The following is a 24829-nucleotide window of genomic DNA, read 5'->3' as shown; positions in this document are numbered from 1 at the left end:
TTTTTATGACTCAATCCTATTTAGGATATCAGGACTGCATAAGCAGCGAAATAAAATATTATTACTGATATTTGTCTCAATAAAAATAAGGTTATAAAGTTCCTCCGAAACAAAACCACTAAAATAAAAAGGTTATTAGATCCATTTGCTCTCATGATACTCACCATCCCCTTGCACTGTGCTGCTTATTTAAGCTATCCAAACTAAAAGATATAACGCGATCCAAAAATTCATAACAAAGTTAATTCCTTATCAAAATAGTTATGGTTATGATGCTGTACAGAGACAGATAGACGTCTAGACACAAAGATAGCCATAACAACGATAGCACCCTATACATTGCATAACTTATCAACACCATGACGGAGTTCCGGATGAAAAAAATTGCTTCCCCATTACTGGCCCTGAGCCTGCTGACAGCACTGCCAGTATTCGCTGCGGACACCGCCACGGTAGCCCCTATTCCTGATGCCATTGCCAATCATCAAGGGCAAATTAAAATTGCGGTGATCCGTAATTTAGGTTCCGACGACAACACCACTCAATTCCTATCTGGTGTCTTGAAAGAAGGAAAAAAACTGGGTTTCAAAGTCGATACTTTCTTAAGCAACGGCGATGACGCGCGTTTTCAGGACTTTGTTAATCAGGCTATCAGCCAGAAATACGACGGGATTATTTTGTCCCAAGGCCGCGACCCCTACTCGACTGAACTGGTAAAACGCATTGCGGCGAGCGGCATCGCCGTGTCTGTATTTGATACCGCCATCCAGGGTGATATCCCCGGTCTGACCGTCACTCAACAAGATGATGCCTCACTGACTAATGAATCCTTCGGTCAGTTGGTCAAGGACTTCAATGGTAAAGCGAATATTATCAAGCTCTGGGTCGCCGGTTTCCCACCGATGGAACGTCGTCAGGCCGCTTATCAAGCACTGCTGAAACAAAATCCGGGCATTACCGAACTGGAATCTATTGGTGCTGTTTCATCCGATGTTCAAGGCGATACCGCGAATAAAGTCGGGGCAGTTTTGGCGAAATACCCGAAAGGGAAAATCGATGCAATTTGGGGAACCTGGGATGCCTTTACTCAAGGTGCTTATAAAGCCTTGCAAGAGAATGGTCGTACCGAGATCAAATTGTACAGTATTGATATCTCGAATCAGGATTTGCAACTGATGCGCGAAGCAAATAGCCCATGGAAAGTCAGCGTTGCGGTCGATCCTAAGCTCATTGGTACCGTTAACTTACGCCTGATTGCCAAGAAAATTGCCGGCGAAGAAACACCTGCCAGTTATGAATTCCGTGCCGCTGCTATTCCACAAGCCCTGCTGGCGAGCCAACCTGGCCCGGTTAATGTATCCGGTTTGAGTAAAATCATCCCTGGCTGGGGCCAGTCAGATGATTTCAACTCACCTTGGTTTGCGACCCTTGCCGCCAAAAATGGTCAGTAATGCGTCATTAAAGACCCATGCGAAAAATTGATTTGGAGTGAAATAAATGGCAGCGCAAGGAGTCTTGCCAACACCTGAATACAGCCGCAATATGCGGCTGATTGGTCACAGTGACCAAGGTGGAAAGCCCGATGGCGTGCAGGTGATGGTGCATCGTGGTTTTGCCTATGTCGGCCATATGGTGTCGCAAGGCGTTTCAATTATTGATGTACGAGATGCAAAAAATCCACGTCCGGCGGGTTTTATCGCCGCGCCACCCAATACGTGGAATGTACACTTACAAGCTCATGATGACCTGCTACTGGTCATTAATGCCCGTGACTTGTTTGCTGACGCTAGTTTTGCCGAAGAAAAAGTGTATTACACCCGCTCGGTGGCTCAAACGGTCAGTACCCGGCAAGAAGGCCGTAGTTGGAGTGCCGGTTTACGTATTTTTGATATTTCGCTACCGGACAAGCCCCGCGAGATAAGTTTCCTGCCGCTCGATGGTATCGGCATCCACCGTATTTGGTATGTTGGTGGGCGCTGGGCCTATGTTTCTGCGCTGCTCGACGGCTACAGTGATTATATCTTTCTGACCATCGACCTGGCCGACCCGCAAAAGCCACAGGTTGCCGGGCGTTATGCATTACCCGGTATGCATACCGCTGCGGGCGAGCAAGCAAGCTGGCCTGAAGGTAAGCGCTATGCATTGCACCATGCCATTATCAGTGGTGATACAGCTTACGGCAGTTGGCGTGATGGTGGCCTGACACTATTAGATGTCAGCGACCGCACTGAGCCAAAACTAATCAGTCATCGCAACTGGAGCCCCCCTTTTGGCGGCGGGACTCATACCGCGCTTCCCTTGCCAGATCGCGACTTACTGGTGGTGCTGGATGAAGCAGTACTGGATAACCAAGAGGATGGCGAGAAACATATTTGGGTATTTGATATTCGTGATCCGAGCAATCCGATGAGTATCTCAACCTTCCCCGTGCCTGATGAGCGAGATTATGTAAAAAAAGGCGCACATTTTGGCCCACATAATCTGCATGAAAACCGCCCTGGCAGTTTTATCAGTTCATCGCTGATTTTTGCCACTTACCAGAATGCGGGGGTTCGGGCTTATGATATCAGCAACCCGTATCAGCCGAAGGAAACGGGCGCTTTAGTACCTGCCGCACCGGAAAAAATGATGGATAAACGACCTGGTCGCCCACAAGTTATTCAGTCATGTGATGTGTTTGTTGATGCGCAAGGGATTATCTACAGCACTGATTATAATGGCGGGCTATCTATCATCGAATATTTAGGTTAATAGTCTATTAATGGCAGGTCGATTCAGGTCGATCTGCTATTTGCAAAAAAATTTCCTCCACCCCCTCTCTTTCACTCCTGCAATAGTCTACTGTAATTGGCTGAGCTGCTGTCGTAATGCTGTGCGTGTCACTCTTTTTATTGGCAACAATCCGCATAGAAACAACTTATTACCCATAATTAAAAATAAGAAAATACCATGAAAGGATTTCCATCGCGTGTCACTAACCTGCTGATTGCCTCGCTGGTGTTAACCATTGGCCGGGCCGTAACGCTGCCATTTATTACTATCTATTTGGCCGAACACTTTCAACTAGCGCCAGACAAGGTTGGACTGGTCTTAGGGGCGAGTTTGACCTTGGGTATTTTCACCAGTCTGTATGGTGGCTATCTGGTGGATAAATTCAATAAAAAGCAGTTGATTTTGCTGGCTATCACCCTGTTCTCTGCCACCTTTTTTACCTTGCCGTGGATTGAACATCCGGCGTGGATTATCCTGATTTTGGCATTGTTGCATTCAGCATACTCAGTCTATGGCATCGCCATTAAAGCCTGTTTTGCCGAATGGTTGCCGGTCAACGAGCGAATCAAAGCCTTCTCAGCCAACTACACATTGGTCAATGTCGGCTGGGCGGTCGGCCCAGGGCTGGGAGTTTTGGTGGTCAGTATGGGGCCGCAAGTCCCCTTTATCATTTCGGGCATACTAGCGTTGTTGGTTGCCATTACACTGAAATTCAGAATCGACAGTACCGATATGTCGGTCGCGGAGCATACACAGACGGAGTCTGTGCCAGATTTCCGCCAAACGTTTCGTATTTTGCGCCATGACAAACGGCTGATCTATTTCACCGTCGGCAGCATGCTCAGTGCCATTGTCTTTGGTCAGTTCTCCGGCTATTTATCTCAATACCTGATTACTGTTTCTGATGCCAAATTTGCCTATCAGGTGATTGGCGCGGTGATGACGGTCAATGCAACTATTGTGATTACCTTACAATACCTGTTAAGCCGCCGTATGAATCAACAGAACTTAATGCGCTGGCTAATGCTAGGCACTCTGTTTTTTATTATTGGTTTGTTCGGCTTTATGGCCGCGCAACAGTCAATCCCTGTGTGGATGCTAGCGATGGCGATTTTCTCATTGGGTGAGATTATTGTTATTCCGGTCGAATATCTGTTTATCGATTTTATTGCCCCCGCGAATCTCAAAGGCAGTTACTATGGGGTACAGAACCTCGGTCAGTTAGGCGGTGCTGCGAATCCGGTACTCTGCGGTTTCCTGTTAGCCTACACCGCACCCGAGATGATGTTCTACATGTTGATTGTGGCGGCTATTTTGGGGCTGGTATTTTTCTATCGTGGCTACCAATTAGCCAAATCGCCAGCCCATCAACCCTCTCAGTTGCAAGACGAGTCGTAATTGGCATAATTCCATTAAAATTATTCATAGTGTGATAACTAGCACAGTGTTAGCGTTAATTGTATGATGAATGCATTCCGTTACTCAGGACTCTTTTTATGCGCAATGTGACTTCACTTTGCTGGCAGTATCTGCGAGCTTTCGCCATTATCTATCTGTGCTTATGGGCAGGTAAGGCCGTGGCCTTACTGCTACCCATAACCATCCCCGGTAGCATTCTCGGAATGCTGATTTTGTTTGCCCTGCTTTCCTCACAAATTTTGCCTTCGACGTGGGTAAAGCCCGGTTGTCACCTGCTCATTCGTTACATGGCGCTGCTGTTTGTGCCAATCGGTGTTGGCGTCATGCAATATTATGACCAACTCACCAAGCAATTTGGCCCTATTGTGGTTTCCTGCTTTGTTAGTACCCTGATTGTGATGTTGGTGGTGGCTTATAGCTCACATTATGTCCATCGTGAGCGCAAGGTGATTGGTTCTCCCACTCACACCGAGGAGGACAAATGATCAGTAACTTATGGTGGTCACTGCCACTAACACTCATCGTGTTCTTCAGTGCACGCCGTTTGGCTCGCTGGCTGAAAATGCCGTTGCTGAACCCTTTGCTTATATCAATGGTTGTTATCATTCCATTGTTATTAGTGACACATATGCCTTATGCCAACTATTTCGCTGGCAGCAAAGTGCTAAACGACCTGTTGCAGCCGGCCGTGGTGGCGTTGGCCTTCCCGCTGTATGAGCAGTTGCATCAAATTCGCGCGCGCTGGAAATCAATCATTAGTATCTGTTTTATCGGCAGTATCACCGCTATGGTCAGTGGCACTGCTGTGGCTCTGTGGATGGGCGCAACCCCTGAAATTGCCGCTTCGGTACTGCCTAAATCCGTCACCACGCCAATTGCCATGGCGGTAGCTGAGTCCATCCATGGTTTACCCGCCATCAGTGCCGTGTGCGTTATTTTTGTCGGGATTCTGGGGGCAGTGTTTGGTCACAGCTTATTGAATTTGTTAAAAATAACCACTAAAGCCTCACGTGGATTGGCTATGGGAACTGCATCGCATGCCCTGGGTACCGCCCGTTGTGCTGAGTTGGATTTTCAGGAAGGTGCGTTCAGCTCACTGGCCTTGGTAATTTGTGGGATTATCACCTCACTGCTGGCGCCGTTCTTATTCCCCGTGCTGCTACATTTATTCAGCTAAGTCCGAAGGGCTTGGCTAATATTGCAGTATAAATTTGAGATACATCTCTCATTTGAGATTTTACTTGCATAAATTTCATATATAACGAGATCTAAATCACATCAAGCAAACCCCAAGCTACCTAAAATAGTTTCCCGTAACTATTGGAGAGAACCCTATGCAAGCACGTTTTCATGACGCTTGGGCTACGTTGCCCGCCTCGCTGCAATCCGCACTTGAACCTATCATGAGCGCAAACGATTTCCCTGCCATGCTGACAGCAGATCAAGTGAAAGCAGTGAAGAGTATCAGCGGGTTAGATGATGATGCGCTGGCATTTGCGTTGCTACCACTGGCCGCCGCTTGTGCATTGACGCCCGTCTCTCATTTCAAGGTCGGAGCCATTGCGCGCGGTATCAGCGGCAATCTCTATTTCGGTGCCAATATGGAGTTCAGTGGCGCCCCATTGCAACAAACCATCCACGCCGAACAATGTGCCGTCACCCATGCCTGGTTGCGCAATGAAGCCAGTTTGGTTTCGATTACCGTCAATTACACGCCGTGCGGTCATTGCCGCCAGTTTATGAATGAACTGAACAGCGGAACCGGCCTGCATATCCATCTACCGGGCCGCCCTGCTTCAACACTGGGGCAATATTTGCCAGACTCTTTCGGCCCGAAAGATTTGGATATCACCACTCTGCTGATGGATCCTGTCGATCACGGCTATAAGATTGCTGAAACGGATGCCCTGACTCAGGCAGCACTTGAGGGCGCAAACCACAGCCATGCACCTTACAGCAATTCTCATAGCGGTGTGGCATTGGAAACCGCCGACGGCACTATTTATACCGGACGCTATGCTGAAAATGCCGCGTTCAACCCAAGCCTGCCACCGCTGCAAGCGGCATTGATTATGACCAACCTCGCTGGCAAAGATTGTGGTGCTATTCGCCGCGCAGTGCTGGCTGAAGGCAGTCAACCCATGCTGACTCAGTGGGATGCAACCCAAGCAACGCTAGCCGCTTTGGGTTGTAGCGATGTAAAATGCGTGACATTTTAAACAGATAAAACCGAACTCGGGGTTACACCGTTAACCCCACTGCCAAAAACACGTTTGCACCATCAACAGTTAAATATGCCTGCCAACTCGCACTTTTACTGCTAACCGACATATTTAACTAACAAAAGCTGTACATATTTTTCTTATCTTTTAGGATCGAGGGTAACAATTACTATCCAGCCCTGAAGTCATAAGAGTAAAAACTCATGGAACTTGAATACGAAAGTAAACGCCCCCTGTACATCCCCTACGCTGGCCCGATCCTATTAGAATTCCCTTTGTTGAACAAAGGTAGCGCCTTCACCAATGATGAGCGCAGCCACTTCAATTTACACGGCTTATTGCCGGAAGCGGTTGAAACTATAGAAGAACAGGCTGAGCGAGCATATCGTCAGTATCAGGATTTTAAGAACGACGACGATAAGCATATTTATCTGCGTAATATTCAAGATACCAATGAGACCCTGTTTTACCGCCTGCTGGAAGCGCATCTCAGCGAGATGATGCCCATTATTTACACCCCGACGGTCGGCGAAGCTTGTGAACACTTCTCCGACATCTATCGCCGCGCGCGCGGGTTATTTATCTCTTATCCGAACCGCGAACACATTGATGACATGCTGCAAAATGCCACCAAGCAAAATGTGAAAGTTATCGTGGTCACTGACGGCGAACGCATTCTCGGCCTTGGCGACCAAGGTATCGGCGGCATGGGTATTCCTATTGGCAAACTGTCACTGTATACCGCCTGCGGTGGTATTAGTCCGGCGTATACCTTGCCAGTAGTATTGGATGTGGGTACTAACAACCCGCAACGTCTGAACGACCCGCTGTATATGGGCTGGCGTCACCCGCGTATTTCCGGCGACGAATATTATGCCTTTGTTGATGAATTCATTCAGGCAGTCAAACGCCGCTGGCCGAATGTATTGTTGCAGTTTGAAGATTTTGCTCAGAACAACGCGACACCGCTGCTCAACCGCTACCGTGATGAGCTGTGCTGCTTCAATGATGATATTCAGGGCACCGCGGCGGTCACATTGGGCAGCCTGATTGCGGCAAGTCATGCCGCTGGCAGCCAGTTGCGCGACCAAACTGTTACCTTCCTCGGCGCAGGTTCCGCCGGTTGTGGCATTGCTGAACAAATCATTGCGCAGATGATTTCGGAAGGTCTGAGTGAAGAACAAGCTCGGGCGCGTGTTTTTATGGTCGATCGTTTCGGTCTGTTGACTGACAAACTACCTAATTTGTTGGATTTCCAAAGTAAATTGGTGCAAAAAAGTGATGCGTTACAAAGCTGGAATCTGACCAGTGATTCAATCTCATTGCAGGATGTGGTCCGTAATGCCAAACCCACCGTGCTGATTGGGGTTTCTGGTCAGCCGGGGTTATTTACCGAAGAGTTAATCCGCGAAATGCACAAGCACTGTGCGCGCCCGATAGTGATGCCATTATCGAACCCAACATCACGGGTAGAAGCGCGGCCAGAAGATATTATTCACTGGACGGATGGCGCAGCACTGGTCGCAACAGGCAGCCCCTTCTCACCGGTCAGTTATAAAGAGAAACTGTATCCGATTGCACAATGCAATAACTCTTATATCTTCCCCGGCATTGGTTTGGGGGTGCTGGCATCCGGTGCCAAACGTGTCACCGATGGCATGCTGATGGCCGCCAGTCGCGCATTAGCCGAATGTTCACCACTGGCACGCAACGGTGAAGGAGCATTACTGCCCAATATCGACGATATTCAGGCGGTGTCAAAAACTATCGCCATGCAAGTAGGTAAAGCCGCGCAGTTGCAAGGAGTCGCGATTGTCACGTCTGAGGAAGCATTAGCTAAAGCCATTGAGCACAACTATTGGCAGCCACAGTATCGGACTTACAAACGCACCTCGTTCTAGTTATTATCCGGCCTGCGCTGCTGCTCAGGCCGGTTATAGACTCACTCTCCGGTCATCAGCCCCCTCTCAATCATTAATATAATAAGAAGAAACTATTGGCATGATATCGGCGGGTACAGTAGCCTTGCAATATCACCAGTGAATTGAATGCATCAAAGGCCAGAGAATGTGGAAACGCCTGATTATTAGCTTAATTATCATCGCAGGGTTGCTGATAGTGACAGCTATTGTGCTCGATCGCTGGATCAGCTGGAAAACAGCCCCTTTTATCTACGATGAACTGCAAGACTTACCGCACCGGCAGGTTGGTGTGGTATTAGGCACAGCTAAGTATTATAAAACCGGTGGTATAAATCAGTTTTATCAATACCGCATCCAGGGGGCGCTAAACGCCTATAACAGTGGCAAAGTCAGTTACTTACTGCTGAGTGGTGACAATGCGCTACACAGTTATAACGAGCCAATGACCATGCGCCGTGACTTGATTGCCGCGGGTGTCGCGCCCTCTGATATCGTGTTGGACTATGCCGGTTTTCGCACATTAGATTCTATTGTGCGCACGCGAAAAGTATTTGATACCAATGATTTTATTATCATTACCCAACGTTTCCATTGCGAACGGGCGTTGTTTATCGCGATGCATATGGGAATTCAAGCGCAGTGTTTTGCTGTACCGTCTCCCAAAGATATGCTCAATGTTCGGGTACGAGAGATCTTTGCCCGCCTCGGCGCACTATCAGATCTCTATATTATGAAACGCGAGCCACGCTTCCTGGGGCCATTAATCCCTATTCCGGCAGTACACGTGATACCGGATGATGCGCAAGGTTACCCCGCCGTATCCCCTGATCAACTGCTTGAATTGGAACACCGGCTGGCAGAAGAAAAAGCGAAAAAACCAGCACCAGCACCAGCACCATGATTTTGAATTTGTTTTTGGTTTTGGTTTTGCAGTTAAGCGCAATCAGGAATATTGCCGACAAAGATTGCAGGCCGCATGGACGCGGTGAAAGGGGCTGTCGAGCAGGTAGCGAGTCGGCCTCGATTCGATTAGCCTGCAAACTGCCGGAGGGTACTCGTGGCGAACCCCACATGCACTAAAACCCAATAACCGATTAATGCTGCACTCACTTGCTCATCCGCAGCCACCAGCATAATATTGACCGAACGGCGCACGCCACAGACATCCACCCAGGCCGTATCCGGTTGAATATCATCTAACGCGACAATTTGTCCGGGAATACTTATACACATTATTTGGCTCCCGCAGTGTCACGGCATAAAAAAATAATTTCATCCCACCTCCAAGCGCTTAATCATCACGCCATCATCAGGCGCCCCAATACGTAAATGGCTACCCGCACACAACGGACAGCGAGTCACTTTGCTGCTGAGCAAATTAACCGCCTGTTGGCAGTCATGGCAATAGCATTTTGGCACAAGGTAATCTCATGCATGACTGTTCTCCCAGTATGGATTTCTCTGGCAAAATCAATGCGACGACGATGCCAGTAATACCGGCCATATTGTCGTAACAGTTTAAGGTTACTGTCAGTGAAAATATCACTCTGACATTGTGCAGTTTCAATACGCCCAGCATCTTATGGCCAAAGTAATTAAGCCCAAAAAATGGATGATAGCTGCTTTAAGGTATTGAAATGAAAAAATATATATTAACCCACGATAAGCTTGATTCGGATTAATAAACGATTCCAGCTAAATTGCGGGATGTTACTCTATTGCAATCACGTCTCATTCACGGAAAATATCGCCGTAATTATATGATGAAATACACATCGTTATTATTTATAGCAATTACTCCCAACACCGAACTCTGGCATCAATATAAAAAAGCCAGTCTGGTTTTAGTCCCAAACTGGCTTCTATTTTTACTACCAATAGTCGATTATTTTTTCTTGGCGTATTTCAGTGAATCCAGAGCTACCGCAAAGATAATGATCGCACCTTTAATAATGTACTGCCAGTACGGGTTCACACCGATATAAGTCAACCCGTAGTTAATTACGGTAAAGATGATAACCCCGGTCACAACACCGATAACAGTACCGACACCACCACTGAAGGATACCCCGCCCACTACGCAAGCGGCGATCGCATCTAACTCATACATAAAGCCCAGGTTATTCGTCGCACTACCGATACGGCCGGCTTCCAACATCCCGCCGAATGCATAGAACACACCAGACAGTGCATAAATCATGATTAAGTTTAGTGGCACATTCACACCAGAAACTTTTGCAGCCTCTGGGTTACCGCCGATGGCGAAAATATTTTTACCAAAGCGTGTTTTATTCCACAGCACCCAAACAAAACCGATAGCAATCAATGCATAAAAGGTAATGTAAGAGAGTTTGAAATCACCAAATCGCAAGAACCCTTGTGCAAAGGTTGAGAATGCAGGGTCAAAACCAGCAATCGGTGATGCGCCCACGAAGTCGTAATACAGGGAGTTAATCCCGTAAACAATAATCATGGTGCCCAATGTGGTAATAAATGGTGTCACATTCAGATAAGCAATGATAATACCGTTGACCAAACCGATAATTGCGCCAATCAAACACACGGTTAAGATAACGATTGGGATAGGGACAGTCTGCAAATCTGGGAAAACTTTATTAACGTTATCCATGGCTTGCAGCATCGTTGCCGCCACCACCGCCGCTAACCCCACCTGACGACCCGCTGACAGGTCGGTACCTTGAGTCACAATCAGCCCCGCAACACCGAGCGCGATAATAATACGCACAGAAGATTGGGTTAGAATATTACTTAAGTTCATCAGGCTTAAAAATGTCGGGTCCTTGACAATAATTATTGCCAGTAATACGAATAATACGACGTAAATCCCGCTCTCTTTAAGGTAAGTGAGCATGCTTTTCTTATTTAACGCATTCATAATAAGAACCTTCGACTGGATTAGAGATGCAAGGATGCAAGACGTAATATTTCATTTTGCGTGGTTTGTTTGGTTTCAACAATTCCCGCAACCTGACCATTACTCATTACTAAAATTCTGTCAGTGATCCCTAATAGCTCAGGCATTTCAGAGGAAATAATAATAATTCCTTTGTCTTTCTTCGCTAGTTCAGTCATTAACTGATAGATTTCAAACTTAGCACCGACATCAATCCCCCGAGTCGGCTCATCCAACATTAATATTTCTGGTTGAGTTAATAGCCAACGGCCAATAATGACTTTCTGCTGATTCCCACCCGATAAAGAACCAATACTGGTGCGATGACCGGGCGTTTTGACTCGCATAGCATCGATAACCCATTGGGTATCGCTCTTCATGCGGGTATTATCCAGCAGCCCCAATTTATTTTTATAGTTACGAATATTAGAAATCAGGGAATTAAAGCCTACATCAAGATATGCATAAATCCCGGTTGAGCGGCGCTCTTCCGTCACTAATGCAAAACCGTGATTAATAGCTTCATTAGCGCTGTGGTTATTAATACTCTTACCATGCAATTTAATCGTACCAGCTACTTTTTCGCGGATACCAAATAATGTCTCCACAATATCGGTGCGCTTAGCACCCACCAATCCGGCAATCCCCAGAATCTCACCTTTATGCAGGTCAAAGGAGACATCACGGATTGAAGGCTGACGCAGTGAGGTTAGATTCTTCACTTCCAGAATCACTTCACCAGGTTTGTTAAGGCGGTCTGGGAAACGCTGACTCAGTGAACGTCCGACCATCATGGAGATAATTTGATCCATGGTCAGCCCTTCCAGTGGCTGGGTGGCAATCCACTGACCATCACGCAAAATAGTGATTTCATCACACAACTGGAATATCTCTTCCATCTTGTGGGAGATATAAACAATTCCACAGCCGCGCTCTTTCAATTTGCGGATAATGGTAAATAGATGATTAACTTCTTTCTCAGTTAATGAAGAAGTTGGCTCATCCATAATGACGATTTTTGCATTGTAAGAAAAAGCTTTAGCAATCTCGATCATTTGCATTTGGGATACCGATAAAGTGGCAACTTTATCGCGTGGATCAATATCAATATCCAATTCATCGAAGATAGCTTTGGTGTCTTTGTACATTTTATCTTGATCGACAAAGAAACCTTTGGTTGGGTAACGCCCCAGCCACATGTTATCCATTACGGTGCGTTGCAATACCAGGTTTAATTCCTGATGCACCATCGAAACACCATGTTCTAATGCTTCTTTAGAGCTTTTAAATTCTATTTCTTGCCCCTGAAAGATAATACTCCCGGAGTCTTTTTTATAGATACCAAACAGACATTTTAATAGCGTTGACTTACCTGCACCATTCTCCCCCATTAACGCATGGATCGAATTTGGTCGCACTTTAAGATTTACGTTATCTAACGCCTTTACGCCAGGAAATGATTTATTAATATTGCTCATTTCCAGCAACCACTCGCGAGGTTGTGCTGTATTAATATCGGCCATAGTTATACCTGGCTAAGAATCGCTACTGAATTGCGGGATATTAAATTCCCACCTGTCAGCGCGCACTCTAAAATAAGGATCAATGCAACAGAAAACCTTCAGCCCCGACACTTGACGCCCACTTAAGTAGCAGGGCCAGAAGGTTAATATTTCTTTCCTACCCGTTGTTGTTGGGTATCTAACAAATATCAGCTGTTATTTAGTAAATTCAGCCAGGTTATCTTTATCAACACCTACATACGGAATACGTACGATTTTGTTGTCGATTTTCCATTTAGTACCTTCAGCGGCAGGTTTGCCATCCGCCAGGTTTTTAGCCAGATCGAAGGTCGCTTTAGCCTGATTATTCGCATCATTCAGAACTGTTCCGGCCATTTGACCTGATTTCACCAAAGCTAATGCTTCAGGTAAGGCATCAACACCAAAGACTGGAATGCTGGTTTTGTTATGCGCTTTCAGTGCTTCTACTGCGCCCATTGCCATCGCATCGTTGTTCGCGATAACCACTTCAATTTTGTTGGCGTTAGGGCCAGATAACCAGGCATCCATCTTATCTTTAGCCTGTGCGGTATCCCACATTGCGGTATCTAGCTGCAACTGCTGTGTCGGAATGCCTTTCTCGTTAAGGGTTTTGATGACATAAGTGGTACGGGCTTCAGCATCTGGGTGGCCTGGCTCGCCTTTTAACAGCACAAATTGAATTTTGCCATCTTTGTTCAGATCCCAATTTGGATTGGCTTTCCAATGCTTAGCGATCAACTCACCCTGAATAACGCCAGATTCTTTGGAGTCAGTACCGACATAATAAGCTTTGTCGTAGCTATCAAGTGCTTTGCGTGAAGGTTCTTTGTTATAGAACACGATTGGAACATCGTTTGCGCGGGCTTTATCAATAACCACTGGCGCTGCCGCTGGGTCAACCAGGTTGATTGCCAACGCTTTTACGCCTTTAGCCAGCAACACGTCAATTTGATCGTTTTGCTTGGATTGGTCATTCTGCGAGTCATTCATCAGTAAGGTGACATCAGGAGATGCTTTAGCATCTTTCTCAATAGCTTTACGGACCACGGACATAAAGTTGTCATCATATTTATAAATAGTGACACCAATACGGGTATCAGCTTGAGCCGCCGCGCCGAACATCATGCTGGCAACCAGAGTCGCTAATGTGAAAACCTTCTTATTCATTTGTATCTCCGGGTTTATGTAGGGTAGTACAGGGTGATAACACCATCGCCTTAACGTGAGAAAGACCCATCGTTCAAAGCAGCTGACACAAATATCTTTCGTCCTTGAGCGCACTCCACTCCGAAAAGCTGCCTGAGTCGTCAAAAACCATGTCATTTACAAACTCGTCGTTTGCGGAACTTGTGTTTGTAAATCGCTATTCTAAAACCCGCTACCGTGTGTTTTTTTATCCGGTAACTGATGACATATTGATACATTCAGGTAGAAAACAACTAGAGCATAGACGGGCCGTTGTTAAGAATCTGTGAATTTTCTCACAGATTGAAAACGGTTACACAAGAATAAATACCGAACTAGTGAGCGACGCCACAAATTGCGACAGAATGCCGGGGCACCAGTGTCGGATTAAAACAGTAGGTCGCATGGGGGTCTGGCGCACGACTCGCGCCTTCAAGTGCCAGCTCAGTAGCTAAAGTTGCCATAGAAACAATAGGATAACGAACTGTGGTTAATTGAGGGCTGGTATAGCGAGCGATCGGGATATCATCAAAGCCCACCAGTGAAAACTGCTCAGGGACACTGATACCGTTTTCTTTTAGCACCGCCAATGCGCCAGCTGCCATTGAGTCATTATAAGCGAACACCGCACTGAGCTGTAAATTGCGCCCTAGCAGGTCAATCATGGCCCGCTCCCCTCCGACCAGATCTGGTGAGCCATAGGCACGCCAGGTATCAGGCACAGTGATACCGGCCCCCTCAAGCGCATTGAGGTAACCGGTTTGGCGCTGCATGACATCATCTATAGGGTGATTGGAACCGAGGAAACCAATGCGCTGATGGCCTTGCTTAAGCAGCAGCCGGCATGCCATTTGCGCACCGCTAACATTGTCTAATCCGACGCAACGATGCTCAAATCCGGGAATAATCCGATTAATCAGAACCATACCTGGGACTTGCTCTATAAAAGCGATTAACTCACCGTCACTCAAGGCTTTAGCATGAACCACCAAAGCATTACAGCGCTGGCGTAGCAATACCTCTATAGCATGGCGTTCTTTGTCTGCCTGATGATAGCTATTGCCGATTAGCAGATATTTTTGATGTCGCTGTGCAACAGTGTCTACCGCTTTCACCAATGCACCAAAAAAGGGATCTGACACATCCATTACGACCACACCGACCGTATCACTGCTTTGAGTCGCTAACGCCTGCGCATTGGCATTTGGGCGGTAGCCCAGTTCTGATACGGCCTTCAGCACAGCAGCCCGGGTTTCTGGCCGGATAGAGGCGCTGTTATTAAGCACTCTTGATACGGTGGCCAGCGAAACACCTGCCCGTGAGGCCACATCACGAATAGTTATACTGTTTCCAGTTGAATGCAGAGTGGCCATGACCTTATCCTGTGACAATAAGTCGCCATGCATCGATTGAGCACAACCGATCATGGCAGGTGGCCTATCCTACCCAGTTTGTTGAGATTGCCACGTGAAATACGTCACAAGAAAGAAAACGTTTACATACAAATTTGCAACTGCTCAATCATTGCCCTGTTTTAAACGTCTTTAAGATCGGGTGTTACGCGGTTGTAACGCTTGCCCGCAAGCATAGGCAGTCAGCTTGCGCCACAGCCATTCTACCGGCCCTTGAGCAAAATAATGCAGCCATAACAAGGAGAAAAGGATATTACACAGCCAGACGAATGGAACAACCGCTAACAATTGCAAGCGATCTAGCTGCTGATATAGGCCGAAGTGATAGAAGATCAGAGTACATAGCAATGTCTGCAATAAATAATTGCTCAATGCCATGCGGCCAACCTGTGCCAGCCAATGGCTGACTCGCCAGTTCGAGAATGTTGGCCAGAAGCCATACAGTAAGGCCAGATAGCCTATTGCCTGCAAGGGCGCACCAAGCTCACGCGGCACTTGTAGTAAAAATCCGCTCCAACGGAAATCCCATCCGACCATCCATTGCAGTGCCACACCCGGTATTTGAATAACTAATGAAAACGGTATCAAACAAGCGGCCAGCAAACGGTAATGACGCAAACTGAATTCGCCACGTAACCAACCACAACGCATCAGCCCGGCACCAAATAGCATAGAACCCGCCAGCTCCCAGCCGTATTGCGCACCGATAGCAATCAAATTGGACGACAACAGATCGAGCCGGTTTTTCCAGGCTTCAACCCCGCCCTGTAATTTCCAGAATTGCTCATATTGCAAATCAGCCGGCCCCGGTTGCCAGAAACGCCCCGGCTCCCCACTGGTGACAAAACCCAGCAGCAATAATACCGCCACACCGAGTAAATAAAGCACTGCCCCGGTGCGCAATAAGCTGGTGGCATCTTTGGCATCACGAATCATTCGCCAGCACACCAGGCCGATCAAACCATAGGCTAAGAGAATATCTCCATCCCAGAAGAAAATGCCGTGAATTAATCCCAATAACAATAAGAGGGAAAGCCGCGCTCGTATCCAGCCTTTACCGCGTTTAAGCAGCAACTCAAGGCCCGCACCAAATAAAATGGCAAAAATAGACAGGAACTTGGCTTGCGCGACAATATCAAGCATGGCCCATGTCCAGCTATCAGACACTGAGGGAAGACCAAGATAAGCGGGATTAAGATAAGCAGCCTTGGGAAGGCCGAAAGCACTAATATTGAGCAGAAGAATGCCAAGAATGGCCAGACCTCGCGCGCTGTCTAACGTTGCGATGCGTTGACGCATACCCGACATCCTGTATAGGGGCACCCATTGGTGCCCGTTCTGGCAAAAGGTTAATTAGCCGTGGTGGTGTTAGCTATTATGACGAACAGCGCGCAGGAACTCCTGGCGAGTATTCTGGCTGGATTTGAACAAGCCGCCCAATGATGTAGTGGTGGTGGCACTGGTCGCATCGCGGATCCCGCGCGCTTTCACACAATAATGCACTGCATCGATGGAAACTGCGACATTATTTGTCCCTAACAAGGTCTGTAACGCCAACAGGATTTGCTGTGTGAGGCGCTCTTGTACTTGTGGCCGTTGGGCGAAAAACTGCACAATACGGTTAATTTTAGATAAACCAATCACACTGTCTTTCGGGATATAGGCCACTGTCGCTTTGCCATCAATCGTCACAAAATGATGTTCGCAGGTACTGGTCAGGGTGATATCTCGCACCGTCACCATTTCATCGACCTTCATTTTATTTTCGATCAAGGTAATTTTAGGGAAATTCTCGTAATCCAGTCCGGAGAAAATCTCATCGACATACATCTTGGCAATACGTCTTGGTGTATCAGCCAGGCTATCGTCAGATAAATCAAGATTCAACAATTGCATGACTTGCGTCATATGTTCCTGAATCCGGGTTTTGCGCGTTTCGGCATCTAATTCTTGTTTGCGCAATGGGGTTTCAAGGCCACGGGCCAGCAGTGCTTCATGAACCAGCTCAGCTTCTTTACTCAGCGATGACATTCTTTTCTCCAACAGGCGTACGTATCTGAGCGGAATAAACATGATGCAGATCACGTTCAGATTTTGCTCCCCACTTTAGTTGAGAGCAAAATGATTATCCAGTGATTGTTCTTAATCTTCGATGATTGTTTTTATATTCAATATTGTTATTCATCAATATTGTTATTCATTTCCTGCGATTCTTTTTATCATGATGAGACCGTTGCCTCTGGCTCGGTGATAGCTTCCCGCGCCCGGGCTGGCGTTTTAATCACCAAAGCGCCAGCAACAATCAGTGCCACTATGGCTACATATAACGCTGGCTCCAACCGGTGAGTCAATGCGGTCGAAATCGCGGATAATATCGGGCCAACCAACTGCCCAATGGCATAGCCGGTGGTCAGCAAACCGGCCATATAACGGGTGTGTTCTGGTGCCAACTCACGGCCATGTTGCAAAGAAAGCTGGACGACACTCAAGAACCCGCCGCCGGTTAATAAAGCACCTAATACCAACCCGCTCACCCCCGGCACCAGCTCGGCACACAATACCCCCAAAGCCTGCACCCATAGGGTTAATGCCAGTCGGGTTTGTGATGTCAGACAGTGGCGCGTCAAAATACCGAGGGTAATGCCAATCACGGCCGCACCGCCGAAAACAGGCCAGACAAACTGGGCAAACAGGCTATCCGGGAAACGAGATGTTGCCATCTGCGATAAAAATGTGGCGGGTAAAATATAACCAAAACCCGCGAGGCTATAGCTCCACACCAGCCGCTTCAGTGCTGGCGTTAAAGTCAGTGGCACCGCAGCAATATGGGGACGGTGCAATTCGCCACTACGTGGTAAATTGATACTGATGGCAGCAATAATAATCAACGCCAATACGCCGTACACCAGCCAGGCCTCACTTGCCGATAAGCCATAACTATGGATAAGCACAGCCAACATACCGCTGATGAATATGCCAGCCCCCGGCCCGGCAAAAACTGCGGCGCTCAGCGCAGGGCGGCCAAAATGAGCCAATCGCTCATTGGTCCAGGCCGCAACCAGCACCATCGACCAGCCGCTGGCCCAACCAATCGCAAAACGCACCGTACCATGCCACCACGGCCCGTCGACAACAGCAGATAGCAGAGTTAACGTCACCGCCCCCCAAACCCCTAACCACAAACGGCGCTCGACATGGCGACTGGCCCGCATGGCATCAAAAGCACCAAACAAATATCCCAGATAATTAAACGCCGCAACCAGCCCTGCCCCGGTCAGAGTGAATTGATGCTCTGCAATCATCAGCGGCACTTGGGGGGTGAAAGCAAAGCGGCCAATCCCCATCGCCACCACTAATGCCAGAAAACCACTCAATGCAATTCTTAATGCCATTTGCCCAATCCATCTATTGCTGCCAGCTCATTACGCGGACAGTCGGTTAAAAGAAAGTTGCGAATATCATGCCTGAGCATTAGAATCACAAAAAATGAATAATACACACTAAGTTCATCACAAAAAGAGAATACCTATGGATCTGACCCAGCTACGCATGTTTTGTTGCGTAGCGGAAACCGGCTCCGTTGCCCGAGCAGCGGAGCAGATGCACCGCGTCCCATCAAATTTAACGACACGCCTGCGCCAGCTTGAAATCGAGTTGGGGGCCGACCTGTTTATCCGTGAAAAGCAGCGCCTGCGCCTGTCGCCCATGGGGCATAATTTTCTTTGCTATGCCAACCGTATTCTGGCGCTGAGCGAAGAGGCCATGAGCATTACTCATGCGGGTGAACCTGCTGGTAATTTCCCACTCGGCTCAATGGAAAGCACCGCAGCCACTCGCCTGCCTAACCTGCTCGCGGCTTATCACCAGCGTTATCCCAAAGTCTCTTTGTCACTGACCACGGGGACGTCCGGCGAAATTATTGAACAAGTCCGAGCCGGAACACTGGCGACAGCACTGGTTGATGGCCCGGTACAGCATGATGAACTACACGGCTGCCGCTCTTTTGAGGAGCGGTTAGTTATCATTTCCTGTCTGGATCATCTACCAATTAATCAAGCCCGTGATGCCGTGGATGAAACGCTGTTTGCCTTTCGTCCCAGTTGCTCATACCGGCTGCGGTTAGAAAACTGGTTCCGTCAGGCTGGCTGTTTACCCGGTCATATCATGGAAATCCAGTCTTACCACGCCATGCTCGCTTGTGTGGCAAGTGGTGCGGGGTTGGCCCTGATCCCACATTCGGTATTGGCTCTACTCCCTGGTCACGAGCGGGTAAAAGTGCATCATCTGCCATCCGATATCGCCGAGACGGCAACCTGGCTCATTTGGCGCAAAGATGCCTTTAGCCCCAACGTACGCGCCCTCAAAGAGCTGATCATTGAACAAATTGAAACTCAGTAACTGAGCGGGCAGAGCCAGAGTTTCCGACCATAATTCATACAAGTATCATTTACTGTTATCGAGAACAACCAGCAGCAACATATATGATACATAAAGAATATATTTATATAACACTCATTACACAGAAGCTATAGGAGCAACACCATGGAGATGATTAAAACCCGCGCAGCAGTCGCATGGGGGCCAAACCAGCCATTATCCGTTGAAGAAGTTGATTTGATGCCACCACAAAAAGGTGAAGTACTGGTACGGATCGTCGCCAGTGGGGTTTGCCACACCGACGCCTATACCCTATCGGGCAAAGATCCTGAAGGGGTATTCCCGGCAATTCTGGGCCACGAAGGTGGCGGGATCGTTGAAGCGATTGGCGAAGGCGTGACCAGTGTCGCAGTGGGTGATCACGTGATTCCACTGTACACACCTGAATGCGGTGAATGTAAATTCTGTCGCTCCGGCAAAACTAACCTGTGTCAGGCAATTCGTAGCACACAAGGTAAAGGCTTGATGCCCGATGGCACCACTCGCTTCTCTAAGAATGGCCAGCCTATTTTCCATTACATGGGCACTTCAACTTTTGCTGAATTGACCGTCGTACCAGAAATATCACTGGCAAAAATCAATAAAGAAGCGCCATTAGAAGAAGTTTGTTTGTTAGGTTGTGGTGTAACCACTGGCATGGGTGCGGTTATCAATACTGCCAAAGTGAAACCGGGCGATACCGTGGCTATCTTCGGCTTGGGTGGCATTGGTTTATCTGCGGTTATTGGTGCACAAATGGCCGGTGCCAGCCGGATTATCGGGATCGATCTCAATACCAGCAAATTCGAGCTGGCCCGCAAACTGGGTGCGACTGACCTGATTAACCCGAAAGATTATGATAAACCTATTCAGGATGTGATTGTCGAGCTGACCGATGGCGGCGTCGATTTCTCATTTGAATGTATTGGTAACGTCAATGTCATGCGTTCAGCTTTAGAGTGCTGCCATAAAGGTTGGGGCGAATCAGTTATTATTGGTGTCGCTGGTGCAGGTGAAGAAATTTCAACTCGCCCATTCCAGCTAGTGACAGGCCGAGTCTGGCGCGGTTCTGCTTTTGGCGGAGTCAAAGGTCGCTCAGAATTACCGGGTATCGTGCAGCAGTATCTGGATGGGAAATTTGCTCTAAATGATTTCATCACTCATACCATGGGCTTAGATCAAATCAATGAAGCCTTTGATTTGATGCATGAAGGCAAATCTATCCGTACCGTGATTCATTTCGGCGATTCTGCCGCGAAACATACGTTACAAAACAAATAAAGCAAGGAGGCAGACAACGCATGAACACGTCACTTGAACTTCTCGAAGAGCACCGGATGTTTGGTGGATGGCAGCAACGCTATCGCCACGCCGCCAGCAGCCTGAATTGCAATATGACCTTCAGCATCTATCTGCCACCACCACGGGATGATAACCCGCCGCCGGTACTTTACTGGCTATCGGGGCTTACCTGTAATGATGAAAACTTCACGTTGAAAGCAGGCGCACAGCGGATCGCGGCTGAGTTAGGGTTGGTACTGGTGATGCCAGATACCAGCCCGCGTGGCGATGAGGTACCTAATGATGACGGCTATGATTTAGGCCAAGGGGCTGGGTTCTACCTGAATGCGACACAAGCGCCCTGGTCTGAGCATTTTCATATGTACGATTATATCAGTCAGGAATTGCCCACATTGATTCGTCAACATTTCAGTGTGAGCGATCGTCAATCTATCAGTGGTCACTCAATGGGTGGCCACGGTGCGCTGATGTTGGCATTGCGTAATCCGCAACAATATCAATCCGCTTCTGCTTTCGCGCCGATAGTTAATCCGTGTCAGGTTCCATGGGGTCGCAAAGCTTTTAGTGCCTATTTGGGTGCAGATGAAAGCCAGTGGTTACAATACGATAGCTGCCATTTACTGGCACATACACAAACCCAGTTGCCAATATTGGTCGATCAGGGAGATGGGGATCAATTTCTTGCCGATCAGTTACAACCGGCAAAATTAGCTGAATTGGCACGTCAGCGTGATTGGCCTCTGACTCTACGTATTCAGCCGGGCTATGATCATAGCTATTTCACCATAGCGACATTTATTGAAGATCATCTGCGTTTCCATGCGAAATACTTACATCACTCACGGATATAACTCAGTCGCTTAATAATAGAAACCTTAAAGCTCCTTCGGGAGCTTTTTATTTTATAGCAGATATATAGCTTACTCTCGTTACGCTAATAACTAATAATCCTTTAATTTAATAACATAATTAATAAATCATTATAAAAAGCATGATGAAAAAAACATTGATAAAATCGGAGAAAAGAATTACAAATAAATGGCTCAATACTCACCGAGGCTGAGCAGCACCAACAAAAGGAAAAAGGAAGAAACTTAAAAGGAGGTTTATATGCTTACTTCAAACCAATCAAATGGAAAAACAAATAACAATGCTCATTTAATGGCATTAAAAACCAAGTTAGAATCGTTAGAGCAATCATTTAAGAATAATTTGTTTTCTATAAATGACAATGAAATTGAAAATCTAAACCGCAGTAATTTCAACAACAAAATCACCGCATGGAATTGGTCAAAAAGCTTTACACAACAATAAGTTACATTAAAACACATTTCATTAGAATAGATTAAGATGCTATTACTAGCATCTTAATCATGGTGATTTTTATCGTTTAGTAAGTTGTAGCGACAAAAAAAATAGAGCTATCAATTACAGATAACACTATCACTCTATCATTATTAAAATCAGTGAGATATTTTCCATGCTAACAAGTGAATTTTTCAATGATCTGAAGCTAAGCCCAGTATCAAGTCTGTTAGCAATACTAATAACAGCCATTGGATTGATCTCACTATTTTTTGTATTACTTCTTTATTTAACAGATTCTCGTATTGAAAAACATAATAGTAACTATAAAGATATATATAGGATAGAAACATCATTTAATCTACCTAACGGAGATGAAGTGAAGTCAGCACAAGTTCCCTTCCCTCTTATTTCAGTATTAAGAAATGATAGAAACATCAAGAATATTGATTACATCGTACGTATTTTCACCAATTTACACGTTAATGATAAGATGTATTCAAATATTGATATCTATGCGGTTAGCACCGAGTTCTTTAACACATTAAATCCTTATCAACAAAAAAATATTTATCTGGCGAAAAATGAAATTGTCATTACTCCAAAGTTTAACCAACAATATCTTCATCTGGATAACCCTCTAGGGCATGTCATTACCTTAGGTGATAAAGGTCAATTTCTCATTAAAGATGTTGTTGAATTTAATCCATCCAGCCGTTTTAAAACGACTGCGATGATCGCATTCGCCCCTGAAATATTAGATGGCTACCATGATAAAAGACATGACTGGTATGATACCCATGCCTACGCGTTTATCACCATGAAATCAGGGATGATCCCTACCCCAGAGCAGCTAAATTCTCACGTTATCCAGCACGCACCACAACTTCCAGGTGCCCCTTTTAGTCCAGAAGAATTCATTCAGCTTTCTGCACGTAATATTACTGATATCCATTACGACAATGCATTACCTGATGAAATAAGCACTGTGGTTTCAAGCTCATACTTAAATATTTTATACGCCTCAGGTGTATTTGTTTTTTTTGCTACGACAATGAACTTCTTTAATATTAACAATGTGATAAATACAAAAAAAAGAAATAGCTTTTATATTAAAAAAGCCGTTGGTGCATCACATTACCAGCTAATCATAGAAGCATTTTTCATCGCAACATTACAAACTGCATTTGTGCTGTTAGTTGCTCTATTAATTTTGATGTCACTCGTGCAATTTTCCGATAACGCCAGAGAGCTTATCTTTACGCATGGGAGCCATGACTTCTCAACCGCGTTGTCTATTACTACGGCGCTAACTTATGCAGCTATTTTGCTCGCCCACTACCTCTTTTTGCTGACACTGACTTTGCCTAATAATACCTATAGCCACAGCATTGTTGCACAATCATCTCAGTCGCACTATATGGCTCGTATTATGTTCTGTATGCAGATCATTATTGCAGGAATCATCATATACCTGTGGGCTGGCATAATGACACAGATGCACTTCATGAAAAATGACAACTTTGGTTATGAAAAAGAGAATGTAATAACGTTTATACTAAGTGATGAACTAAAATCAAAAACCGCAATAAACAACTTACAAGATGAATTAAGGAGTGCAATTGGCGTTAATAATATCTCCTTAAGTAACTGGCGACCATTTGACATGTCACGGCATAATATTTCCGTATTCCATAATAAGCAGCAAGAAAAAGACAAACTAGCTACAGTTAACATCCTTAAAGTTGATAAAAACTTTATTAATACTTGGGGTATCAATATTCTGGCGGGCGATAAAACCCCACTATTATCCAGCGATAATAACAGTGTTTACCATGCTGTTGTCACAAAATCGTTTATGGCGTTAATGGGACAACAGTCCTATGACCATATACTGAACACGGAATTTTATATTAATGATAATAACGCGCAGCAATCAGTTAGGGTGCTGAAAGTAATAGATGACTTTTATCTGGCAGATCGAGATGACACACCATCCCCCTTACTTATTCTCATTCAAAACAGTCCACAGCGCTATGGCGCAGTCAAACTTGAAAACATTCAAGACATAGGGAAAGTAGAGAAAATATTAAATCGCTACCATGTCAATACTGAAAACATAAAATCGGTCAACAGCTTACATAAAGAATATTACAGTAATAACATGCTTATGTATAACACGATAAACACAGTAACATTATTTACAGTCATATTAGTCTTAATAAGTACGATAATAATAGGTACCTCAGAGACTAAACGGCTCGAAAAAACACTAGCAATAATGGAGTCTATTGGCGGATCAATCTATACGCATATTGTTTTTTTCATACAACAAAACATTATGCCTATCTTCATAGCAGTAATAGTATCACTCCCTGTTGGTTTTCTGTTATTGCATAACTGGCTGGTACAATAT

At 46.2% G+C, this 24829-nt stretch carries 20 protein-coding genes and 2 pseudogenes; 13 read left to right on the top strand and 9 right to left on the bottom strand.

Going from position 1 to position 24829, the window contains the following annotated elements:
• The first annotated feature begins 374 nt into the window (after positions 1 to 374).
• The 8 genes from HU019_RS17555 to sanA all read left to right on the top strand — a co-directional run bounded on the left by HU019_RS17555 (position 375) and on the right by sanA (position 9236).
• Positions 375 to 1451: a sugar ABC transporter substrate-binding protein gene (locus HU019_RS17555; RefSeq protein WP_174849888.1), complete on the top strand. Its 1077-nt coding sequence runs from the start codon at positions 375 to 377 to the stop codon at positions 1449 to 1451.
• Positions 1452 to 1497: 46 nt separating this feature from the next.
• Entirely contained in the window at positions 1498 to 2751 is a 1254-nt protein-coding gene (locus HU019_RS17550) for an LVIVD repeat-containing protein (protein ID WP_174849887.1), read from the top strand.
• Positions 2752 to 2949: 198 nt separating this feature from the next.
• Positions 2950 to 4170 carry an MFS transporter gene (locus HU019_RS17545; RefSeq protein ID WP_174849886.1) on the top strand — a complete coding sequence of 407 codons (1221 nt, stop codon included), beginning with the start codon at positions 2950 to 2952 and terminating at the stop codon, positions 4168 to 4170.
• 98 nt (positions 4171 to 4268) lie between these two features.
• The gene (locus HU019_RS17540) at positions 4269 to 4676 is read left to right on the top strand and encodes a CidA/LrgA family protein (RefSeq protein ID WP_050075214.1); all 408 of its coding nucleotides are present in this window, start codon (positions 4269 to 4271) and stop codon (positions 4674 to 4676) included.
• Complete coding sequence (locus HU019_RS17535; RefSeq protein ID WP_174849885.1) at positions 4673 to 5368, top strand: CidB/LrgB family autolysis modulator; 696 nt, start codon at positions 4673 to 4675, stop codon at positions 5366 to 5368. Before HU019_RS17540 ends, HU019_RS17535 begins: the two co-directional genes overlap by 4 nt.
• Before the next feature lie 157 nt (positions 5369 to 5525).
• Positions 5526 to 6410, top strand: a complete 885-nt coding sequence (gene cdd / locus HU019_RS17530) for a cytidine deaminase (protein ID WP_174849884.1) — start codon at positions 5526 to 5528, stop codon at positions 6408 to 6410.
• A gap of 206 nt (positions 6411 to 6616) precedes the next feature.
• Positions 6617 to 8314: an NAD-dependent malic enzyme gene (locus HU019_RS17525; RefSeq protein WP_174849883.1), complete on the top strand. Its 1698-nt coding sequence runs from the start codon at positions 6617 to 6619 to the stop codon at positions 8312 to 8314.
• Between the two features lie 166 nt (positions 8315 to 8480).
• On the top strand, positions 8481 to 9236 hold the full coding sequence (gene sanA, locus HU019_RS17520; RefSeq protein ID WP_174849882.1) for an outer membrane permeability protein SanA: 756 nt from the start codon (positions 8481 to 8483) through the stop codon (positions 9234 to 9236).
• Between the two features lie 146 nt (positions 9237 to 9382).
• Here sanA and HU019_RS17515 read toward each other — a convergent pair.
• The 9 genes and pseudogenes from HU019_RS17515 to HU019_RS17480 all read right to left on the bottom strand — a co-directional run.
• Positions 9383 to 9568: pseudogene (locus tag HU019_RS17515) on the bottom strand (HypC/HybG/HupF family hydrogenase formation chaperone); the annotation flags it as partial.
• Positions 9569 to 9607: 39 nt separating this feature from the next.
• Positions 9608 to 9742, bottom strand: a pseudogene (gene hypA, locus HU019_RS20360) (hydrogenase maturation nickel metallochaperone HypA); the annotation flags it as partial.
• A gap of 478 nt (positions 9743 to 10220) precedes the next feature.
• A complete protein-coding gene (gene mglC / locus HU019_RS17510) occupies positions 10221 to 11231 on the bottom strand; it encodes a galactose/methyl galactoside ABC transporter permease MglC (protein ID WP_004388732.1) in 1011 nt (336 codons plus the stop codon).
• Positions 11232 to 11251: 20 nt separating this feature from the next.
• The gene (mglA, locus tag HU019_RS17505) at positions 11252 to 12772 is read right to left on the bottom strand and encodes a galactose/methyl galactoside ABC transporter ATP-binding protein MglA (protein WP_174849880.1); all 1521 of its coding nucleotides are present in this window, start codon (positions 12770 to 12772) and stop codon (positions 11252 to 11254) included.
• Between the two features lie 195 nt (positions 12773 to 12967).
• Complete coding sequence (gene mglB / locus HU019_RS17500) at positions 12968 to 13960, bottom strand: galactose/glucose ABC transporter substrate-binding protein MglB (RefSeq protein ID WP_019081044.1); 993 nt, start codon at positions 13958 to 13960, stop codon at positions 12968 to 12970.
• A gap of 353 nt (positions 13961 to 14313) precedes the next feature.
• Positions 14314 to 15351, bottom strand: coding sequence for an HTH-type transcriptional regulator GalS (galS, locus tag HU019_RS17495; protein ID WP_174849879.1), 1038 nt, complete (start codon positions 15349 to 15351; stop codon positions 14314 to 14316).
• Between the two features lie 171 nt (positions 15352 to 15522).
• Positions 15523 to 16689, bottom strand: a complete 1167-nt coding sequence (gene yeiB / locus HU019_RS17490; protein ID WP_174849878.1) for a DUF418 domain-containing protein YeiB — start codon at positions 16687 to 16689, stop codon at positions 15523 to 15525.
• 69 nt (positions 16690 to 16758) lie between these two features.
• Positions 16759 to 17421, bottom strand: coding sequence for a GTP cyclohydrolase I FolE (gene folE / locus HU019_RS17485; RefSeq protein ID WP_025377748.1), 663 nt, complete (start codon positions 17419 to 17421; stop codon positions 16759 to 16761).
• A 188-nt stretch (positions 17422 to 17609) separates the two neighbouring features.
• The gene (locus tag HU019_RS17480) at positions 17610 to 18782 is read right to left on the bottom strand and encodes a YbfB/YjiJ family MFS transporter (RefSeq protein ID WP_174849877.1); all 1173 of its coding nucleotides are present in this window, start codon (positions 18780 to 18782) and stop codon (positions 17610 to 17612) included.
• Between the two features lie 136 nt (positions 18783 to 18918).
• Between HU019_RS17480 and ptrR the strand changes: the two genes are divergently transcribed.
• From ptrR to darB, 5 genes are all read left to right on the top strand, one after another.
• Entirely contained in the window at positions 18919 to 19788 is an 870-nt protein-coding gene (gene ptrR, locus HU019_RS17475) for a putrescine utilization regulator PtrR (RefSeq protein ID WP_174849876.1), read from the top strand.
• A 144-nt stretch (positions 19789 to 19932) separates the two neighbouring features.
• Complete coding sequence (locus tag HU019_RS17470) at positions 19933 to 21087, top strand: S-(hydroxymethyl)glutathione dehydrogenase/class III alcohol dehydrogenase (RefSeq protein ID WP_174849875.1); 1155 nt, start codon at positions 19933 to 19935, stop codon at positions 21085 to 21087.
• A 20-nt stretch (positions 21088 to 21107) separates the two neighbouring features.
• Positions 21108 to 21959, top strand: coding sequence for an S-formylglutathione hydrolase (gene fghA / locus HU019_RS17465; protein ID WP_174849874.1), 852 nt, complete (start codon positions 21108 to 21110; stop codon positions 21957 to 21959).
• A gap of 259 nt (positions 21960 to 22218) precedes the next feature.
• Positions 22219 to 22422: a darobactin family peptide antibiotic gene (gene darA / locus HU019_RS17460; RefSeq protein ID WP_174849873.1), complete on the top strand. Its 204-nt coding sequence runs from the start codon at positions 22219 to 22221 to the stop codon at positions 22420 to 22422.
• Between the two features lie 166 nt (positions 22423 to 22588).
• The coding region (gene darB / locus HU019_RS17455; RefSeq protein ID WP_174850505.1) for a darobactin export ABC transporter permease subunit at positions 22589 to 24829 on the top strand (2241 nt) is incomplete at its 3' end.

Origin of the sequence: Yersinia artesiana (genome assembly GCF_902726545.1) — a bacterium.
In the GTDB taxonomy this organism is placed as follows: domain Bacteria; phylum Pseudomonadota; class Gammaproteobacteria; order Enterobacterales; family Enterobacteriaceae; genus Yersinia; species Yersinia artesiana.
This window is presented reverse-complemented; position numbering and strand designations above follow the sequence as displayed.

What these genes read in the sequence shown, in the direction of transcription:
- folE (WP_025377748.1), bottom strand. Translation starts at nt 17,421, where the DNA reads ATGTCATCGCTGAGTAAAGAAGCTGAGCTGGTTCATGAAGCACTGCTG.
- mglB (WP_019081044.1), bottom strand. Translation starts at nt 13,960, where the DNA reads ATGAATAAGAAGGTTTTCACATTAGCGACTCTGGTTGCCAGCATGATG.
- fghA (WP_174849874.1), top strand. Translation starts at nt 21,108, where the DNA reads ATGAACACGTCACTTGAACTTCTCGAAGAGCACCGGATGTTTGGTGGA.
- HU019_RS17550 (WP_174849887.1), top strand. Translation starts at nt 1,498, where the DNA reads ATGGCAGCGCAAGGAGTCTTGCCAACACCTGAATACAGCCGCAATATG.
- HU019_RS17480 (WP_174849877.1), bottom strand. Translation starts at nt 18,782, where the DNA reads ATGGCATTAAGAATTGCATTGAGTGGTTTTCTGGCATTAGTGGTGGCG.
- yeiB (WP_174849878.1), bottom strand. Translation starts at nt 16,689, where the DNA reads ATGCGTCAACGCATCGCAACGTTAGACAGCGCGCGAGGTCTGGCCATT.
- HU019_RS17555 (WP_174849888.1), top strand. Translation starts at nt 375, where the DNA reads ATGAAAAAAATTGCTTCCCCATTACTGGCCCTGAGCCTGCTGACAGCA.
- cdd (WP_174849884.1), top strand. Translation starts at nt 5,526, where the DNA reads ATGCAAGCACGTTTTCATGACGCTTGGGCTACGTTGCCCGCCTCGCTG.
- HU019_RS17545 (WP_174849886.1), top strand. Translation starts at nt 2,950, where the DNA reads ATGAAAGGATTTCCATCGCGTGTCACTAACCTGCTGATTGCCTCGCTG.
- HU019_RS17470 (WP_174849875.1), top strand. Translation starts at nt 19,933, where the DNA reads ATGGAGATGATTAAAACCCGCGCAGCAGTCGCATGGGGGCCAAACCAG.
- HU019_RS17535 (WP_174849885.1), top strand. Translation starts at nt 4,673, where the DNA reads ATGATCAGTAACTTATGGTGGTCACTGCCACTAACACTCATCGTGTTC.
- galS (WP_174849879.1), bottom strand. Translation starts at nt 15,351, where the DNA reads ATGGCCACTCTGCATTCAACTGGAAACAGTATAACTATTCGTGATGTG.
- HU019_RS17525 (WP_174849883.1), top strand. Translation starts at nt 6,617, where the DNA reads ATGGAACTTGAATACGAAAGTAAACGCCCCCTGTACATCCCCTACGCT.
- sanA (WP_174849882.1), top strand. Translation starts at nt 8,481, where the DNA reads ATGTGGAAACGCCTGATTATTAGCTTAATTATCATCGCAGGGTTGCTG.
- ptrR (WP_174849876.1), top strand. Translation starts at nt 18,919, where the DNA reads ATGGATCTGACCCAGCTACGCATGTTTTGTTGCGTAGCGGAAACCGGC.
- HU019_RS17540 (WP_050075214.1), top strand. Translation starts at nt 4,269, where the DNA reads ATGCGCAATGTGACTTCACTTTGCTGGCAGTATCTGCGAGCTTTCGCC.
- mglC (WP_004388732.1), bottom strand. Translation starts at nt 11,231, where the DNA reads ATGAATGCGTTAAATAAGAAAAGCATGCTCACTTACCTTAAAGAGAGC.
- darA (WP_174849873.1), top strand. Translation starts at nt 22,219, where the DNA reads ATGCTTACTTCAAACCAATCAAATGGAAAAACAAATAACAATGCTCAT.
- mglA (WP_174849880.1), bottom strand. Translation starts at nt 12,772, where the DNA reads ATGGCCGATATTAATACAGCACAACCTCGCGAGTGGTTGCTGGAAATG.